Source organism: Pseudomaricurvus sp. ABR4_320, assembly GCF_056159445.1.
On sequence record NZ_JBSWVF010000004.1, the window covers coordinates 1 to 18,144 of the forward strand.

The 18,144-nt window shown below is 48.6% G+C and carries 18 protein-coding genes; 10 read left to right on the forward strand and 8 right to left on the reverse strand.

What is annotated here, in order from left to right; all coding sequences use genetic code 11:
• Positions 1 to 23 precede the first annotated feature (23 nt).
• Positions 24 to 707, forward strand: a complete 684-nt coding sequence (locus ACXAFR_RS09065) for a hypothetical protein (protein ID WP_475175857.1) — start codon at positions 24 to 26, stop codon at positions 705 to 707.
• Here the strand turns inward: ACXAFR_RS09065 and ACXAFR_RS09070 are convergent.
• Positions 704 to 994 carry a transposase gene (locus ACXAFR_RS09070; protein WP_475175860.1) on the reverse strand — a complete coding sequence of 97 codons (291 nt, stop codon included), beginning with the start codon at positions 992 to 994 and terminating at the stop codon, positions 704 to 706. The genes ACXAFR_RS09065 and ACXAFR_RS09070 overlap by 4 nt on opposite strands.
• A gap of 162 nt (positions 995 to 1,156) precedes the next feature.
• Positions 1,157 to 2,581 (reverse strand): group II intron reverse transcriptase/maturase, encoded by a 1,425-nt coding sequence (gene ltrA / locus ACXAFR_RS09075; protein WP_475176876.1) that lies wholly within the window; start codon positions 2,579 to 2,581, stop codon positions 1,157 to 1,159.
• A gap of 630 nt (positions 2,582 to 3,211) precedes the next feature.
• Here ltrA and ACXAFR_RS09080 point away from each other — a divergent pair.
• From ACXAFR_RS09080 to ACXAFR_RS09095, 4 genes are all read left to right on the forward strand, one after another.
• The gene (locus ACXAFR_RS09080; protein WP_475175861.1) at positions 3,212 to 3,646 is read left to right on the forward strand and encodes a hypothetical protein; all 435 of its coding nucleotides are present in this window, start codon (positions 3,212 to 3,214) and stop codon (positions 3,644 to 3,646) included.
• Positions 3,636 to 4,301 (forward strand): hypothetical protein, encoded by a 666-nt coding sequence (locus tag ACXAFR_RS09085; protein WP_475175863.1) that lies wholly within the window; start codon positions 3,636 to 3,638, stop codon positions 4,299 to 4,301. The genes ACXAFR_RS09080 and ACXAFR_RS09085 overlap by 11 nt, the downstream gene beginning before the upstream one ends.
• 557 nt (positions 4,302 to 4,858) lie before the next feature.
• The gene (locus ACXAFR_RS09090; RefSeq protein WP_475175866.1) at positions 4,859 to 6,745 is read left to right on the forward strand and encodes a GNAT family N-acetyltransferase; all 1,887 of its coding nucleotides are present in this window, start codon (positions 4,859 to 4,861) and stop codon (positions 6,743 to 6,745) included.
• Positions 6,717 to 7,706, forward strand: a complete 990-nt coding sequence (locus ACXAFR_RS09095) for a histone deacetylase family protein (RefSeq protein WP_475175869.1) — start codon at positions 6,717 to 6,719, stop codon at positions 7,704 to 7,706. The genes ACXAFR_RS09090 and ACXAFR_RS09095 overlap by 29 nt, the downstream gene beginning before the upstream one ends.
• Before the next feature lie 151 nt (positions 7,707 to 7,857).
• On the opposite strand, the gene ACXAFR_RS09100 is transcribed toward ACXAFR_RS09095, so the two are convergent.
• The 4 genes from ACXAFR_RS09100 to ACXAFR_RS09115 all read right to left on the reverse strand — a co-directional run bounded on the left by ACXAFR_RS09100 (position 7,858) and on the right by ACXAFR_RS09115 (position 10,549).
• Positions 7,858 to 8,766 (reverse strand): sterol desaturase family protein, encoded by a 909-nt coding sequence (locus ACXAFR_RS09100; protein WP_475175873.1) that lies wholly within the window; start codon positions 8,764 to 8,766, stop codon positions 7,858 to 7,860.
• Between the two features lie 4 nt (positions 8,767 to 8,770).
• The gene (locus ACXAFR_RS09105; RefSeq protein ID WP_475175876.1) at positions 8,771 to 9,646 is read right to left on the reverse strand and encodes a hypothetical protein; all 876 of its coding nucleotides are present in this window, start codon (positions 9,644 to 9,646) and stop codon (positions 8,771 to 8,773) included.
• Between the two features lie 74 nt (positions 9,647 to 9,720).
• The gene (locus ACXAFR_RS09110) at positions 9,721 to 10,206 is read right to left on the reverse strand and encodes a hypothetical protein (protein WP_475175878.1); all 486 of its coding nucleotides are present in this window, start codon (positions 10,204 to 10,206) and stop codon (positions 9,721 to 9,723) included.
• 43 nt (positions 10,207 to 10,249) lie between these two features.
• Positions 10,250 to 10,549, reverse strand: a complete 300-nt coding sequence (locus ACXAFR_RS09115; protein WP_475175880.1) for an EF-hand domain-containing protein — start codon at positions 10,547 to 10,549, stop codon at positions 10,250 to 10,252.
• Between the two features lie 160 nt (positions 10,550 to 10,709).
• Between ACXAFR_RS09115 and ACXAFR_RS09120 the strand changes: the two genes are divergently transcribed.
• From ACXAFR_RS09120 to ACXAFR_RS09140, 5 genes are all read left to right on the forward strand, one after another.
• Positions 10,710 to 11,432, forward strand: a complete 723-nt coding sequence (locus ACXAFR_RS09120; RefSeq protein WP_475175882.1) for a response regulator — start codon at positions 10,710 to 10,712, stop codon at positions 11,430 to 11,432.
• A gap of 4 nt (positions 11,433 to 11,436) precedes the next feature.
• Positions 11,437 to 12,792, forward strand: a complete 1,356-nt coding sequence (locus ACXAFR_RS09125; RefSeq protein WP_475175885.1) for a sensor histidine kinase — start codon at positions 11,437 to 11,439, stop codon at positions 12,790 to 12,792.
• Positions 12,793 to 12,807: 15 nt separating this feature from the next.
• Positions 12,808 to 13,209 carry a hypothetical protein gene (locus ACXAFR_RS09130; RefSeq protein ID WP_475175887.1) on the forward strand — a complete coding sequence of 134 codons (402 nt, stop codon included), beginning with the start codon at positions 12,808 to 12,810 and terminating at the stop codon, positions 13,207 to 13,209.
• A gap of 430 nt (positions 13,210 to 13,639) precedes the next feature.
• Positions 13,640 to 14,008: an MmcQ/YjbR family DNA-binding protein gene (locus tag ACXAFR_RS09135; RefSeq protein ID WP_475175891.1), complete on the forward strand. Its 369-nt coding sequence runs from the start codon at positions 13,640 to 13,642 to the stop codon at positions 14,006 to 14,008.
• Positions 14,009 to 14,056: 48 nt separating this feature from the next.
• The gene (locus tag ACXAFR_RS09140; RefSeq protein ID WP_475175893.1) at positions 14,057 to 14,677 is read left to right on the forward strand and encodes a class I SAM-dependent DNA methyltransferase; all 621 of its coding nucleotides are present in this window, start codon (positions 14,057 to 14,059) and stop codon (positions 14,675 to 14,677) included.
• Between the two features lie 7 nt (positions 14,678 to 14,684).
• Here the strand turns inward: ACXAFR_RS09140 and ACXAFR_RS09145 are convergent, their stop codons facing one another.
• Entirely contained in the window at positions 14,685 to 15,758 is a 1,074-nt protein-coding gene (locus ACXAFR_RS09145) for a putative manganese transporter (RefSeq protein WP_475175896.1), read from the reverse strand.
• A gap of 355 nt (positions 15,759 to 16,113) precedes the next feature.
• On the reverse strand, positions 16,114 to 18,111 hold the full coding sequence (locus ACXAFR_RS09150) for a TonB-dependent receptor (RefSeq protein WP_475175898.1): 1,998 nt from the start codon (positions 18,109 to 18,111) through the stop codon (positions 16,114 to 16,116).
• Between the last annotated feature and the right edge of the window lie 33 nt (positions 18,112 to 18,144).

Genomic DNA, 18,144 nt, shown 5'->3' on the forward strand with positions numbered 1-18,144 from the left:
GACAATTTGATAAGTGAGAAAATATGGACGTATTAAAAAGTGTTGGAATTGTTGCTGCATTCAAGGGTTTCTTGATTTTTTTGCTATATGGTTTTATTACAACCGCCGTTATAGCTTTCGCATATGGTCTAGAGTCAATTCTGCCTAAGCCTGTAGTGGCGACTCTGGAGGGGCCTATTTCAATTTATACTTTTGGCTGCCTTTCTTTTGTTGGTCTAGTTTTATTAGCAATCGTAACAAAGCTTGGGAAAAAAAATTGTGACTTTATAATTAACAGGCCGAAACGGATATTTTGGGTTGCACTACCTATATGTGAGGCTGCTATTGCTCTGGGAATTGTCATTGGCGGAAATCTTTTAGGAATTGCTATTTGCTCCCATTTACTGATGGCCACAACACTAACTAGCACCAAAATATACCCCCAATTTTACGCACTAGCTGTATTTATGTTTCTTTTTACATATCCCGTTGTGTATTTCACAATTGCGCTTATAGATACAAAGAAAACCGTATTCTTTTGGTTAAATGTCAGCGCTCTCGTTTATGCTGCCTTCGTTGTGGCAACATTTTACTTTACGCTACCGGTAAAACATGCTTCTTTAGTTGGGCTTCAAGCTGTAATTTTTATTGCTTGGTATGCGTTTATTTCGCGTTCACGGCCAGTCATAGCAAGCAACTGTGGTCCAACCCTAGCGAATAACTTTTAGTATGCACAATCCCGGATGTCTCTTATCCTCGCATTGAGGATAATCAGGAACTTTCTCATTGCCGCTGTTAATGCCACCTTTTTATGTTTTCCTTGCCGAACCAAGTGTCGATAACAGCCGCCAATGATGGGGTTGCGTTGTGAGGCAATAGGCGTCGCCATATGCAAGGTTGTTCTTGCGTTGTGACGACCTCCGAGGATCCTTCGTTTTCCCTGAGATTTGCCGCTGCCTCTGTTCATAGGGGCTAAGCCAACTCCCGGTACGCTTTCCAATATTTTTTTTGCCACTTAGGTTCATTTTTTACGGACTCGAGCGAGACTTTGAAAACACTCTCGATCCGGAGACTTTGGCTGTTCAGTGACAATGATGGTAGCATCCCGGTAGATCTGTCGATCGAAAGGTTACGCACGCTCCGCAAAGAAGGGCATCGATACGACTACGTAGTGTTCTCAGGATTGGGACACAACAACATGGATAATACATTTGCCACCGCAATAGATTGGGTGAATCGACAGTAATCTGCAGATGTGAGCATATCTTTCGATGTACCGCAATGTATCAACTAATCGGATAGCGGCCCAATCGGGTAGCCGAAGGTGTTTAGCCTTCGGCCCCCACAACACCCTGCATGCGGGTCCGCACAGGGCGTTGCAAACAAGATAGTGAAGCTTGATCCAACCATCACGTAGCGAATAAAGCCCTTCAGATTTGAGATAAGCATCAGATAATGCCTGATTGATCCCTAGGGTTTTCGAACTACGCCATGGTCCTTTGCTGGTGATGCCACACGCAACGGCAGCTTGTACGGATATGCCACGCTTGATCAAATTTCTAACCTTGGTGCGAGGCTTACGCCACTGCCGCCAATAAGCCATTCGTACTCTGCGTCGGATCCAATGATCAAGATCGACACAAAGTTGGTAGCAGTTGGCGATACCAAAATAGTTTATCCAGCCTCGCATGTATCGACTGGTTTTGAAAAGCTGGTAGCGCATCGACACACCCCAGTTGCGGTTCGTCAAACGACGAATCTGTCGCTTAAACTGTTCCAGTTTATTCGGGTGAACCTGTATGCGTCCATACCGGAACGTAAACCCAAGCAGCTGACTTTGCGCAGTTCTGACGACTTGGCTTTTCGTCGCGTTAACGACCAGTTTCAAGCGATCTTGCAGGTAACGGCTGAAGCTGCGCAATACCCGCTCACCAGCACGCTGACTTTTCACTAGTATCGTGAAGTCATCAGCGTAACGAGCGAACTTGTGACCGCGCCTCTCTAATTCTTTGTCCAGAGGATCAAGCATGATGTTGGCCAGTAGTGGCGATACTGGCCCACCCTGTGGCACACCTTCCCGACTCTCAATGAACTGGCAACCATCCATGATACCGGCACGCAAGTACCTTCCGATCAATTTGAGAAGACGTTTGTCTTTCACCTTACGGCTTAAGAGTGACATCAGCAGATCGTGATTAACTCGGTCAAATAATTTTGAAAGATCGACATCAATCGCAGTGCGTCGTCCTTCCTTGATGATGCTCTGCACCTGTTTAACCGCCTGCTGGCCATTAAGACCCGGACGAAAACCGAAGCTGTTGTCGAAAAAATCTGGATCAAAGAGGGGCGTATGGACCTGGGCAATGGCTCGCTGGATAACCCGATCTTTAACGGTGGGGATACCGAGTAAACGGACGCCATCTGTGGGCTTTCCAATCTCAACGCGCCGTACTGGGGCGGGCATATAGGGGCCTAGCTCCAGCTCTCGGGCGACGGATTGCCAGTAACCGGCCCTTACCCAGGCGGGGAACTCATCGATGCTCATGTCATCGATACCAGCAGGCCCCTTATTGGCTCGAACAGTTGCCCATGCCTTCTGCAGGTTCGCACGGGCGAGTACGTTTTCGAGTAGATCATGACTAAAGGCTGACTTCTACTTAATCACTCACAGAATTACCCCTGTCAGCGCTATCGGTGTGTATCTGGTTCGCTCTCCGAAGGCGATACACTCTACGGAGCCGAGGCACTTATTGACCAGAGCCTCACTGGTTACTTACTGATCGCTGGTTAAGCAGATCCCGAATCGTCGGACTGCCCCGATAAGGGCATGAACCTTCACTGCACAGCTGCATCTTTTACGGTAGCCGTATGATCACTTGGCTTCGTTGTCTTGTGCCAACTCGCCTTCAGCCTGGGCCTCATATGATGTTCTTGTTCATCCGCTCACAGCTTTGCTAGCGGCTTACTTCAGACTGCCCCTCGCAGGTTAGCCCTTGCCATTCGCTAGTAGTTGGCGTTAAATCTTTTGAGATTGATTTAACGGTGATCTTACTACAGAGGACTTTCACCCCAGTAGTTCATGCCCATGCCGGGCGTACACAAGGCCATCATAGGGGCATGGTTTGCTCCGCGGTGCTTTGGGAAGGCTTCGCAAATTTACCCCAAAGCTCCACTCCGCAAACCATGCCACATATGGCGGCGGTAGCGTCAAGATAAAGAGAGCAGTAATCGGATGATAGAAGAGTTAAAGGAGTTGGTTCAGGGAACTGGTCTAGAAAAAGCCGTCACCGCCATAGAGAATGAACTTAACCAAGGAAAATTGGTAGAAAAAGAGGTGGAGGCAGTCTCACTAAGATCTAAAGACGAGCAAGCTTTAGATGTTTTAGCCGATGAACGGGATGTCCAATTCAAAAGAAGTCGTAAAGCAAAGTTCACCGGTTATGAGCCCTACACGGAAGAAGAAAGTGAAGCGCTGATAACACGTTCATTGATCACGGGTATTCATGACGCATTGCACCTTGCGGATGCTCTATCGGGTTTATGTGAAGACTTTAATATAGAAATATACTTTGATGATGACAAGACAATCACGAAAGAAGATCTAGATAATAGGCCAACTGAAATAGAGTCTGTCCTTAGAGAGTATGAGAAAGAAAATGACTTCTAGATCCGATTTAATCAAAATTCTAAAGAAGTGTTTAGGAGATTCAAAAGTTAAAAATCTACTAAGTAACTCAAATTCAGATTTGTATGAAGCATACATATTCTCACTAATATTGCGAGCCGCAAAAGTGGAGAGCGCTACGGTTTATTTTGAAGACAACACCGGCAATAAAACGACGAAGCTTCTGTTCAGAACCAGTCCAGGTACTATCTATTCAAACAAACGTAAATACACACATGCTGTTGTGGAATTTCCCAATGGCACAGTTGTTGAGATTCATGTAGGGATAAAGATTAGTGGTAAATCTGGTGTGTCCCATGAGGCAGATGTTGCCGTTGTTGATAGAGCAGAGTGCGAGACGTGCAGGCGTGGCAAGGTAAATCCTCGTAATACCAAAGTAATATTCGCTGTCGAATGTAAGTACTATTTTACTCACCTTGGGATTGACCTTGCTCGCTCTTTTTTAGGTTTGGATAGTGAATTTGCCGCTAAAAAGGTGTATTTCGTCTCAAACACTAGCTCGAAAAGTGTAGAAAAGATCCTGAGTAAGCATTCTAAGAAATGGGATAGAAATGTTATTCCGAGGCTCAACAGCGACACCGAAAGAGTGATGAATCAGTTTAGGGTAGCGTTTGTAAATTTGAACGCTGGAGGCTAAAAAATGCTAACAAAGCCATGCAGATCGACGCTGTACATACTGTCCGTCTGCATGAATGGCCGTGCTTCCCTGTAATGCAAGCGCCATCGCATACAGCGCGACTGATTGCGGCGTTGAGCTTGTAGAATAACTCGAAAAGCAAGGGCTTTTTCTCTAAAATTGGGTATCGCTAAAGCGAGTTGCAGGATGTCAAGCTTCAAGAAACCCAATTACAATCAGCCGCCATAGTTGTCATCAATTTTGAAGAGCAGATTCGTCCGGGTACCTTTGAGTTGAGGGTGTTCAAAACTCTGTGTCAGCCATTAGCATCATAAGCTGATGTATTTCTCCAGTCGATCCGGGAAGTGAATCGTGAGCTGTGACAGCGTTACGTTCCCAATCTGAATCGTAAACGTCTATCGCTCAGTGGCTTTGAGCAGCTACTGTAAGCTGTTTTATGGGTGAGTCCACGCCTATTTTTTTAAGGGTTGCGAAACTGACGCCTACCAACAAAGCCGAACTCGCTATTAAGTGATAGAATACAAACCGTTTATAGAACCTTTTGCAGATCATAGGCTATGCAACGAGACAACTACCCGTACGCGAAAAAAATAGACTGGCATCAGTTTCTCAAATCCGGTGATCGAATCTTTATCGGCTCCAATGCTGCCGTTCCAAACGCACTGATGGATAGCCTGATTGCCGACGGTAAAGGCATTGACGATATTGAGGTCACTCATATCGTCACCATTGGTGAAAATAAATGGGCCCGTCGCGAATATAACGACCGTTTCAAGGTAAACACATTTTTTATTCACGGTGACGCGGTACGACAAGCCGTCGATGAGGGGAGGGCGGACTACACCCCTTGTTTTCTGTCGGAGATATCGAGCCTGTTCGTCAACGATGTCATGCCTCTTGATGTCGCGTTAATCATGGTATCGCCACCCGATTCACTCGGTTATTGTTCTTTGGGGGTGTCTGTCGATGTTGTGATGTCTGCTACCAGAAACGCTAAGCATATTATTGCGCAAATTAATCCTGAAATGCCAAGTACCTGCGGGCATTCGTTCATTCACATCAATGAATTTAGTGCGTGTATCGAAGTCTCTCAGGAATTGCCTGAAGTCAAAATGGCCAGTGAGACCAAGATAAGTGACAGAATTGCGCAATATACCTCTCTGCTGATAGACGACGGTTCAACCATTCAGTTGGGCATAGGCAAAATACCCGAGGCGGTGACGCGTTATCTACACACCCATAAAAATCTGGGCGTGCATTCAGAAATGATCAGTGATGGGATGATGGAGCTCATACAGAAGGGGGTCATCAATAATCGCAAAAAAACCTTCCATCCAGGTAAAACCGTTACATCCTTTGCGCTTGGCAGTAAAAGTCTTTATGAGTTTGTGAATCTCAATCCCCATGTTGAATTTTACCCGTCGTCTTACATCAATAAGCCCACCAATATCGCCAAAAATGATAACATGGTGTCTGTCAACAGTGCGCTGCAAATTGATTTAAGTGGCCAGGTGGTTGCAGATTCTATCGGTTATGACTTTTACAGCGGGATCGGTGGGCAGGTCGACTTTATCGACGGCACCTCAAAAAGCAAGAATGGAAAGTCGATCATCGCCTTACCCTCTACCGCCAAAAATGGCGAGATCTCCCGAATCGTTGCCCATCTTAGCGAGGGCTCGGGTGTTGTCACGTCTCGGGGCAATGTGCAGTATGTGGTGACGGAATTCGGCATCGCTTATTTAAAAGGGAAAAGTGTCAGAGAGCGAGCGTTGGAATTAATCCGGGTTGCGCATCCCAAGTTCCGAGCAGACCTGCTTAAAAAAATACGCCAATACTACTGGGTGCCCGATTACCAAAAACAGTTCCCGACCGATGTGGCAGAATTTGGCGATGTCCAAATCAAACCCATTCGTATTGATGGTCAAAAGTTTTATTTACGACCGCTCAACCCGTCTGACGAACGTCGTTTGCAGGAATTCTTTTATTCGCATACGAAAGAAACCATTCAAATGCGATACAACTATATTCCTCAGTCCATGACGAGGGAGAAGTCTTGTGACCTGGTGAGTGTTGATCAAACCAAAGATATCGCCCTGACCATCGTGGTTCAAGAAGGCGCCATCATCCGTATCGAGGCGGTTGGCCGTTATTATCTCTACGAAAAAGCAAAGGCCTGTGAAGTAGCCTTTGTAACGAGAGAGACCAACCAAGGCAAGGGAATGGCAAAGCGTTTGTTGGCTGAGATGGTAAGAATTGCCAAGCTTCGAGGACTAGAAACCGTCTTTGCGATGGTGAAAACCAATAATAAGCCCATGATTGCCGTGTTTGAAAGCAATGGATTTAAACGTACAATGACGGACGATGCTGACGAAATAAAGTTGGTACGGGATCTGACGAAAGAGTCATTGGAGAGTATTGAGCAAAGCACGACGTTCAGATCTTAGAAAACAGGTTTTCATTGTTGATATATGGGACCAGGCAGTGACAGTAACAATAATAGGCAGTCCTCATTGCGCACTCCATGATATGGGAGAAGAGCATCCAGAAACCCCTGGGAGGCTGTATAAAATCAATGACCAAATGATCGCCTCGGGGCTGGAATATGTCGTGCGTTTTGCCGATTCCAATCCCATAGACAAAGACCTTATTACGCTCGCGCACGATAAAGACTTTGTTGATAATGTCTTTGAAAAAGCGCCGAAAGATAAGTATGAGCGGGTGTGGATCGATGAAGACACCATCTTCATGGATAAAAGCCTTGATTCCGCTCTGTATGCTGCCGGTGCAGTGATAGACGCCATAAACATGGTCATGGCAGATGAGACTTCAAGTGCATTTTGTGCGGTGAGGCCCCCAGGGCATCACGCAAAAAAGGCGTCTTCTGCTGGATTTTGTGTCTTTAATAATGTCGCTATCGGTGCAAAATACGCACTAGAAAAGCTCAATCTAAAGCGTATCGCCATTGTTGATTTTGACGTTCACCATGGCGATGGCACTCAAGATATTGTGCTTGATGATGAGCGAATCATGTTCTGTTCGTCGTTCCAGCATCCGTTTTACCCTTTCAGTGGCGATGAAGAGACAAGACCCGGTATTTTGAATGTGCCTATGCCCGCTGGGACCTCGGGCAAAGAGTACAGAGAACTCGTCAGCCATTGGTTTACGCGATTAGATGAATTTCAGCCTGAGCTCATTTTTATTTCGGCGGGTTTTGATGCCCATGCGGAAGATGAAATGAGTAATATTCGATTGGTCGAAAGTGACTACGCCTGGTTAACCGAAGCAATAAAGAAGATCGCAGATAAACATTGCAACGGTAGAATCGTCTCGGTGCTTGAAGGTGGCTACGACCTCAGCGCGCTTTCCAGAAGTGTCGTAGCACATGTAAAAGCGTTAACCGGTTAGCTGTTTGCTCTGCATTGTCATTCCCAGCGATGACCGCTATCTGTTCACAAAGTGCTGCGTACTTGCCGCTAGCAATCTTTTGATTGAAGCACACCACGACGTTGATGTTGGAGACATCCTGTCCCTGTTCGATAAAGCCTGTGTGTCGGGGTTACGCTTCTTTGTGAGGAAAGCCCAAACAATTCTCTGGCCCATTGGGTGAACTTATTGAAGCGATCCCATTAGAAGGAGTGGGCTGGTCGTTCCTATTGAGATGCCAACAATGGGAAATTTTTTGCTTGAAAGTGTTGGCCGAGTGCCAATCGGTAAACAAATTACGCCATTCCTGCAGCGCAATCACAAAAGGATTGTGAGAAGTATTTGGTGTTGTCAGGCCGTAGCGAATCGGTTCTTGCAGGCTGTTTTCGTCAGTAAAGCTACCAAACAGCCTATCGAAGATAATCAAAATGCCACCGTAGTTTTTGTCGAGACATTCCTGGTTAGAGCCATGGTGTACTCGATGATGGGAGGGGGTATTCAAAACCCACTCCAACGGGCCCAGCCGACCGATAAGTTCCGTATGGAGAAAAAACTGATACTTCAAATTCACTGCGAGTAAGACGGCAATCATTAACGGTGGAAAACCCAACAATACCAGGGGGATAAAGACCAACCAGGAGCCGGATATAAAACTGGTCCAGGCAAGGCGGATAGCGGCGGGGAAGGTAAAATGATTGGCGGAGTGGTGTACGCTATGACTGGCCCACATCCAGCGAATGGTATGACTACATCGATGCATGGAATAGTAAAAAAATTCCATGGCGAAAAAGCCAATTACCCACATTTTCCAATCGTTGATGTTAATGGTGACCAGGGGCTTCTGACCCAGGGCTTGATAGCTGGCGGTAATGAGCTTACCGGTGAAAAAGCCGATGGAAATATTACCGGCGGCGACCCCTAAAGACGCCAATGCCTCCCGCCAGTCGTAGTGATCCTTTTTAAACTTCAGCCAAAGCGCTTCTAAGATAATGAGCACCGGTGTGGATACAAATATCCAGGGGGCAACAGCAGTGGCAAACATGGCATTAATGTCCGTTGGAAGGGGTAAAAGACAGTGTCACACTGGCGCCAAGGTCTTGGCTCGAGTCGGTCAAACCTTTAGCGAGACTGCTGGAGAGATAGAAGCCGTTGTCGAGACGCCAGCTGGCGGTTAATTTCAACGTGGCTTGGACATCCCGGTCTTCAAAAATGGATTCTGTCCAGTCAACTCGAGTTCCCAGTGTTAAGTGGTCATTGGTATCCATATAAGTGCCGAAGCTGGCAAAACTGTAATCACCGTCTATGGACTCGGGATTGCCATCACCGGTGTTGTCGAAGTCTTCGATGTCACCGGCAAAGGCATAACCGACTGAGCTGGTAACGGCGATAGCCCCCCAGCGCTTTTCTCCATCCAGGCTTAGATAGCTGACCCATTCGCCATAGCCCAAGCCGTCGTCTTCTGAGCCAGTAGGGGCGGACGTCGTTAGGGTGGTGCCCAGGTAATAGCTTTGCCCGTTGGGAGTAAGCCGTATCCCTGTGCCAAAGATCGTATCGCCTAAGCCGGAGACGGTAACGGTTTCTTCTGCAGTGGTGTCTCTTCGGCGATCCTGCCAGCGGCTACGTAAGTGGCTTGTGTTGTTAGTGGTCGTTTGGGCTATAGCGTCTTGGTAGCCATCCGCTCGAATAAAAGCCGATTCGACAAAGAGCGTTAGCCGTTCTTGGGTAACTGACAGCCCCAAGGGGATAGTGAGAATTTCCGTGGTTTCATCATAGCCGTAATCCCCGGATTGAAATTCAGAACCGGTATAAAAGCTAACTGTAGGTGACGCCCGCACATCAGTAGACAGCATACTGGCAATAGCCAGGATCGTTGTTAGTGATTTGTTGTAAGCGGTCATTGGTGAGTTAGAGCTTTTAAACATCGTAACCATCCATCCATGGTCAACGGGAAACCATCCGGCGATATCGCTATCGCCGGAATCTTACCGAGAATGAATTACTCCACATTGATCCAACGAGTACGGCTTTTGGATTCGCCATTGGGTCCTGTAATGGTGGTGGTCTTCTCACCCTCGCCGTTGCGGCTTACGTCCCGATAAGCGGTGTTGCCATTTACGCCCGTTATTTCTGATGCTCGTGAGCAGCTACCATCTGCACAATCAGCGCTGGTCGCTCGAGTGGCCGTCTCACCAGAATTAGTGGTGATGGTTTTGTTGGCAAAGCGGGATCCTGTCTCTGAGTCGTAACCCCGTTCTTTGGTGGCGGAGGCGCCGTAACCTTTACCCGTTTGAGTAGAGATGGTTTTCGTTTTCACGCCGTCATTGCGCATGATATTGGTGGTGCGGGTGGCGCTCTTGCCCTGGCTGTTAGAGAAGGTGACATCCCGTTGACGATCGGGAGCTGCCTGGGCAGGCAGGGTTGTGGCTGATGCCACCAACAAGAGTGCTGAGAGAGCAATATAAGAAGTTTTACGGAATAACATGATGAGGTTCCTTGTCATGATGTGCGGATTGATGAAAGTGCTGTTAACGATTCGCCATAAAGTTTTTACGAATTTCCTTGCGACTTATTTCGCCGTCGCCATCGGTATCGTGAGCGGCAAAGCGTCTCAGGGCTGCCAGTTCCATTTCCTCAACGGAGACCATGCCATCCTGATTAATATCGGCGATATCAAAGCGGGATCTGGCCAGAGTTAAGGCTTCGTCTTCGGTAATCTTGCCATCACCATTAAGATCGGGACGGTCGCCAGACAGGGTCTCGGCGAACGCGGGAGCTATTAACAGAGTTGAGCTGAGGAGTGTGAGTAAAGTAAAACGTTTAAACATGGGGTAATTGTCCTTTTAACCTTGGCATTAGCGCCGACAGGGACACTTTCCCACAATTGCGTAACCCGTGATTTGCAGGTCTGTATCGCTACGTAACAGTTTGTAACGGAAGGGCTAGACTCATAGCATCGCGGTAAAAAATTGAGGCATAATCCCTCCCATGAACGCACCTGTACTACTGCACGTTGTCGAGGACGATGACGAAATTCGTGAGCTGCTGGGAAACCTTCTGCGCAAGGAAGGCTTTACGGTTGCCTTGGCCAGAGATGCCGATGAACATCGGCAATTGATGATGGGGCCAACACCGGATCTGATTGTTCTGGATCTGATGTTGCCCGGCAGTGAGGATGGCCTGTCGATCTGTCGTCGTCTGCGGGCGGAAGGCGAGATTCCCATCTTTATGCTCACCGCCAAAAGCGATGCCATTGATCGTATTGTTGGTATCGAAATGGGAGCCGATGATTACCTCACCAAACCCTTTAATCCCCGAGAGCTGACCGCTCGCGTCAAAGCCATTTTACGTCGCACCCGTAACAGTAATGGTACTGCTGTAAACAGCGGTAAGAGTGCACGCTGTGGACACTTGATCATTAATTTTGAGCGTCGAGAAGTGACTCTGGAGAACGGCGATGCCATTGAATTGTCCAGCGGCGAGTATTCTTTGCTAACGGTGTTTTTAAGTCGTCCCCAGCGGGTCTTGGATCGGGATCTGCTGATGGACTTGGTTAATGGACGTCAGCATGCGGGCAGCTTTGATCGCTCGATTGATGTCCAGGTTTCCCGTCTGCGGCAAAAGATTGAGCCCAATCCTACTAAACCGACGTTGATTAAAACCATTCGCAATGGTGGCTATATGTTGACCGAAGTGGTCAATAATCTCTGACGCCATGTTTTCTAGCCGCCTGTCATCACTGCTGGGGTTTCGATCCATTATCGCCGCAGCGGCGGTGATGATCGCACTGATGACGATTATGGCCACCTCGTTTTGGCTATCTCGTAAATCCGACAGTGGCTCCATGTTTATTCTGCCGATACCCGCCCAGGTGGCGGCGATTGTCGAGCTGATTGAAAGTTCCTCACCGGAGCAACGGTCTTTAGCTCTTAAGGCGGTTAATTCCGGTAGTTTTGAAGTCTATATCGCTGCTAATCCTGGCGTTGTTGAAACACGCAGCGGAATCGCTTTTAAAGCATTTCGTCGGGCCGTAGCCAATTACACCGATGCTTTAGACGGACGGCGAGTTTTCGGTATGGTCGGCAATCGGTTGGGGGATTTTGCGGCCCCCGAAGAAGGGGACGCCGGGCTCGAAGCACAATATCCCATGCGCTTGGTGGTGGAATTAACCCCGACGGAATATCTGGTCATACAAACGCCGGACATTCTCGATGCTCGCCTGCGGCGCATCCCCGCGGGTTTGCTGGTAGGACTGGCGGCGTTTGTGGTGGCGATTTTGGCGCTGTTGGCGATTCTGACGGAGGTGCGCCCGATTGGTGATATGGCAAGATCGGCACGGTCTTTTGCCCAGTTCGGTCGTCCCAAATCAGTGAAGCCTGGTGGATCCAAAGAGCTGCGCAATCTAATTGATGAATTCAATCATATGCAGGATCGCATCGCCCAATTGATGGCTTCCCGAACCTTGATTATGTCGGGTATGTCCCACGACGTGCGCACCTATCTCACCCGTTTACGACTGCGGATCGAGAGTTTGGAGGAAGATGATCGCGATGCGGCAGCCCGCAGCATCGATGCCATTCAGTCACTGCTGGATGATACGTTGGCGCTGGCTGAGATGGAGTCTAGCGAACCTCAGGATGAGGAGGTTTTTCTTGGGGAGATGTTACAGGACATCGCTAACAGCTATGGTTCGACCGCATCCTTGATTCATATCGGGTCGGGTTGTGAGCTGACGCTCTACTGTCGACGTTCGCGTCTGGAGCGAGCATTTATCAATATTATCCAAAATGGATTGAAGTATGCCGGTGGCGTAGAGATCTACTGCGAAAAGACCGTCGCTGGTTTGCAGGTGGTATTTATGGATCGTGGTCCGGGTATCAGTGATGCTGAAAAAGACAAGGTGCTGGATCCCTTTTATCGGTCGGATAAGGCGCGCAATTTAAATGTGTCAGGATCCGGGTTAGGCTTATCCATTGCCAAGATGATTATCGAGCGACAGGGTGGTCATATTGAATTGCGAGACCGGGAAGGGGGAGGGCTTCAGGTGTTGGTGATTCTGCCTTTGTCCTAAAGCGAGATGCGTAGTATGCAAATTGGTATTCGCCGCTACCGCGGAATGTTTAAAATGAAGCTGTTTTGCAGTTGCCTTTGTCTACTGCTGGCACCTGGCGTTGTGGCTTTGGATAACGGGCCGCAAGTGCTGGGCTGTGACTATAAAACCGATGGTGTGCAGGGCACCGATATCTGTCTTATCGTTGGTAGTGGCATGAACCAGGGAGTGAGTTGGGTATTGTTTGAACTACAGGGCCGGCGTTATCGATATATTGAATCTGAGTCGGACTCTATAGAGGTCCTCGACAAACGCAATCAATTGTTGCGTACTCAGTCCATGACTCGGGCGACAGGACAGTGTCGGCCAGGTGGCCGCGACGCGGAAATCTATCAATTTGATAACGGCGATAGGATCTGTCTTTATTGGCCGCAGTAATGACCAGGGGACCTAATCGTACAGTTGCGCTCTCTACATCAGATGTCGGTTGTTTTATTTCTGTAACCCGACCGGTGATAGCATAGGAACTGATCGCCTTTACACAGGGAGTGTTGATCGGCATGACAGAGCCTCTCAATTCCTGCGTAAATAAAGCGCGAAACCATACCCCCCCAATCTTGTCTGCTCGCAGGAAAGGTGGTTAGGGCTATTGCTAATGTGATTGTTAACGGGACGCTCCTGCGCTATCTGGCAACAGGAATCCTGATTGCAGCTATCGGAGGTTGTACGTCAGTAGATGTACCTTTAATGCCGACGCCTTTGCTGTATCAGGTTAACGATAAGTGAAGATATGCGGGATTCGGTTTTCAGTCTCTGCAGGTCCAAACTGGCCGGTATTTACGCATCCTCTTTGCAAGGGACATTGAACATGACCTATGACCAGTACAATGACTTTTGTCGATCCCTTCCGGCCGCCACCTATGTGATGCAGTGGGGTAACGCCCATGTGTGGAAGGTTGGGGGCAAGGTCTTTGCGATTGGTGGCTGGAATAAAGAGAGCGGTAATCCGGCATATAGCTTTAAGGTCTCCGAGATGGATTTTCATATTCTTAAGCAGGAGCCCGGTTACCGACCTGCACCTTACCTGGCATCACGGGGCATGACATGGATTCAACAATTTGGTGAATACCAAACCGCGAAAACAGATATTAGGTTCTATCTGAAAGAATCCTATCGAATTGTTTCTCTGGGATTGACTAAGAAAAAACAAAAGGAGCTGGGGTTAAATCAGAGTTAGATGAATTCAATTTTCTGTGGCCTTTAGCGCACAAGTAAAGGAGGTACTATGAGCACATATTTTGATTCTGTCGCAAATTCTTGGGATGCGAATCCGGCGAAGATTGAGCGAGCGTCTGTAACGGCAAGTAAAGTAAAAGATATTCACTTTACATCTCGGGAGAGCATTGTTGATTTTGGTGGTGGTACTGGTTTGCTAGGCGTGCAGCTGCGAGAGACATTTTCTCAGGTACATTTAGCAGATGCCTCTGCAAAAATGTTAGAGGTTGCGCAAGGTAAAATTGAAGCATCAAACATTGATAATATCTACACTCATCATATTGATCGCTTGTCTGAGTTAACGTCTAAACATTCAGCAATCGTTACCTTAATGACTCTGCATCATGTTTTGGACTTAGGACAGTTTTTTTCAGATGCGTATGACGTCCTCGAAAGCGATGGCACATTGATCATTGCTGACCTATACAAAGAAGATGGTTCCTTTCATAAGCATCATTCTGAATTTGAGGGGCATAATGGCTTTGATGTTCCAGAGCTAGTATCTCTTTCTGAAGCGTCAGGTTTTAGCGTACTTGGCGCGGATGAGTACTATTCGATTAGAAAAACTGATACTGACGGCATAGAGAAATCCTATCCGCTGTTCTTTTTTGTTGCACAAAAGCCCCTTTGACTAAGGCTTAAACGTCAAATAGAAAGTAATAGCCGTAACCGACGATAAAAGCCGGAATGCCGGAATAAATTGTCGCGAGCAGAGCGGCTTTCGGGGCGAGAGCAATCGCGGGAAAAAGCGCATCGCCGTCATTACTGATGGCGTTACCCAGCTGCGCTGAAAATGGGAGTGCGCCATTTAGGTATAAGCTGGTGACTAAAATCTGGGGGCCGCAGCCGGGTAAAAAACCAATAAGAATGGCCAGTCCAACGACACTCCAGCCCATCGATTGAAAAACCTGCGCGAGATCAAGCCCGAATAAGAGCATAGAAATTTCAAATATCATAAAGGCGACAACAACCCACACCATCACAAATTGCGTATCGAGAGCCGCCTTTTTCTTCCAGCAAGTAGGCCGTGTTATATCTTCTTCGCTAGTTAAAGACGAATAGCCTCCCGCGATTCCTGTACCACTGATGGCCCACAGCAGTACGCAGGTCATGCCGAGCAGTGCGCCGATAAACGTTAGCTCATTTTCCGAAATGGGCAGATAAGTGGATGGCGCGATTTGCAACGCCAGCATCATGGCAATAATCGTAACGGGTATAGATACGATTAACCAAAACTGTGTCGATATCTCGGTCATGACTTCGTGAATACGAGAGGTCAGATGTGTTGTGGTTTTTGTTTCTTCGGATGCGTCGGATGTTTCTGGTTGGTTTGGTCTGAGGTTGTGAAATTGATTCACCGCAAGCCCAGAAAGGGTGCCGACGCTCATACCAATAGCCATGACGGTAAGCCCATCGACAGGGGACTGAGCAAGCAAAAGAAATGCTGCATCTCCCATGGTGCTTGTGAGCACCGCTACCACCGCTCCGAAACTGGCGACGCCTTTGGTGTATTGAGTGACAACAATGATCGCTCCGCCACAGCCAGGCAAAGCACCTAAAAATGCCGCCAGACCCACTTCATAAAAGGGATTGCGCGCAATAAATCGGCTGATTGCTTGGCTGGAGATTCGCAGGGTGCACAAATAGTAGAGGGCCAGAGACGCATAGACGAAAGCTCCCACCTGAAAGAAAGCATCCGAAAGGACCTGCATGGTCGTCTCCCGGCTTACAGGCCAGCACAAGAAAACCAACAAGCTAACAGGTACAAATAAGCGCTTGTTAATAAGCCACTGGTGAGACCTTAGGGCGCCTCTCATAAGTCTAAAAACAGCGGCTGATTCGTTCATCCGGTATCTCTAAAGTCCAATCTGGCGCTGGGCAAATCGAAAGTGGGTATATTTACAAAGGTATAATATGTGGATGAGAGGCGTATGGCAAATGATAATTGTTATCGTTGGTGAGCTGGTTCTGGTGTCAGTAAGCTGGAAAACGTCCACCAGACATTAGCGTTGAGCAGAACAGCCCTTCAAGGATGCCTTAAAGGGCTGTCTCAGCGATTGGTAGCGGTCAAAAATCCCAGTGCGCGGCGAGGCGGATATCTCTTCCTGGCAAGGTGACTTCATCTTTGTTTAACGCAACGGCATTGTGTTGATCGCTGTCGGTCAGGTTGTGTCCGATCAGCGATACCTCAAATCCCGGCGTAGAGGCGAGTGGGTGCCAGGAGACGTGAGCATCCAATGACGTAAAGCCTTTGGTCATGGTTTCTGTCTCCGGCACATCGTCTTGTTCGCCGCTGTATTTGAGTAAAAAGCCCGCTGATACTGTGGCGTTTTCCCAGGTTAACCCACCGCCGAGATGATAAGGGGGAATGCGCGGAACATCGCCTCCTCCGTGGTCAAAGGTGGCACGAACATAGTCGGCAAGCAGGTCAAGGCTTAAGGCGCCGCTCGATGTATCCGCGAGGCCGATGGTGGATTTAACTTCGGCACCGCGGAAGGTGGCATCCTGCTGTTCGTACATGAGTTCTCGCAATTCACCGGCATCGCCAGCGGAACAGAATCCTTCTTCGTCACAGGTGTTGCCGGTGATTCGACCATAGATGTAGTCGTCGAATGCGGTTGCCCATAAGGCGCCGTCGATACGGACGTTGTCTTTGCGAATTCGAGCGGTGGCCTCCAGTGAATTGGCGCGTTCCATATCGAGGTTGGCGTTACCGTATTCAAACGTTGCGGGGCCGTCGTGTGCGCCGCGGGCGAAGAGTTCGGTTTGCGCCGGGGCTCTCGCAGTGCTGGATGCGGTGAAACCTAACGTTAGAATATCGCTGGCGTCATAAAGCAGTCCGACCGATCCGCTGACCGGTGTAAAATCGAGAGAACGTTTTGAGCCGTCTAGCGGCGTGCCTTCCACATCGACAGATTCAACGCGAGCTCCCAATTGTAAATCCAGGGCGTCGGTCAACTGACTTTCGGTAAAGCCGAAAACGGCTTGGGTTTTGGTGTTGGTTGGGGAGAGATATTCCGTGCCTTCACCCAGTGCGGAAAAATCGCGATCTTCCAGCTGCACGCCGATGGCCGCAGCCGAAAATGGTCCGACAGCACCCAGGATGGCTTCGCCTCGGGCGTCCCACTCTTCGTCATTAAAGGTAGCCAGGCGCTCACCGGTTTCCGGGTCGATTTCACTGTGGGTGTAGTCGGCATAACCGGCATCAACGTTGATGGTTTGCAGTATGTCGCCATCAATCGCAAAGGACCCACTCAAGAGGCCTTTGTCCTGTTCCATATCAATATAGGTATCTTCACCGGGAATACCGTATTCGGAGTCATAGTGAATACCGGCAACGCCCACGTGGCTTTTATCGTCATTGAAAAAGTACGAACTGCCGAGCGAATAGCCATCGCCTTCGAAATAGGAATTGCTCTGGGTGCCATGGGGAATTTCATAGTCGCCGGTTTTCCGCGCGAAGCCATCGGCGTGCCAGGCGAATTGATCAACGCGGCCGTCCAATAAGACAGACCCTTGTCGATCGTCGGCATTGTCTCCGTAGCTGCCGGTGACTTCGCCACTGATGGCTTTTTCCGGTAGCTGCATAGGCACTCGATTGTTGATGGCGTTTACGACACCGCCAATGGCCTGACTGCCGTAGCGAAGCGTGCCTGGGCCTCGGATAACTTCAATGCTCTGTGTCGACAGAGGGTCAATAGGGACGCCGTGGTCGGGGCCGACATCGGAAACATCAAAACTGCCAACGCCATTTTCCAGAATTTTTACACGGTTGGCGTCGAAACCTCGAATGACCGGACGACTGGCGCCAGCAGCGAAGCCGGAGCCAGTGACGCCGGGAACATTGGCGAGCGCATCGGCCAGGTTGGCACCACCCTGGCGCATGATATCTTCACGATTAATTTTTCCGATAATGCCGGTGGATTGATCGGGATCTGTAGAGATGGGAGAGGCCGTGACGACAATCTCTTCGATGGCTTCCATATGAGCCGAGTGTTCTTCAGCGTGAACGTTGGTGGCGATCGCTGCGCACAGCAATATCCCAATAGGTGATTTGGAAAGCATGGTTTCTCCTGGCATTCCGCAATACATAGTTTG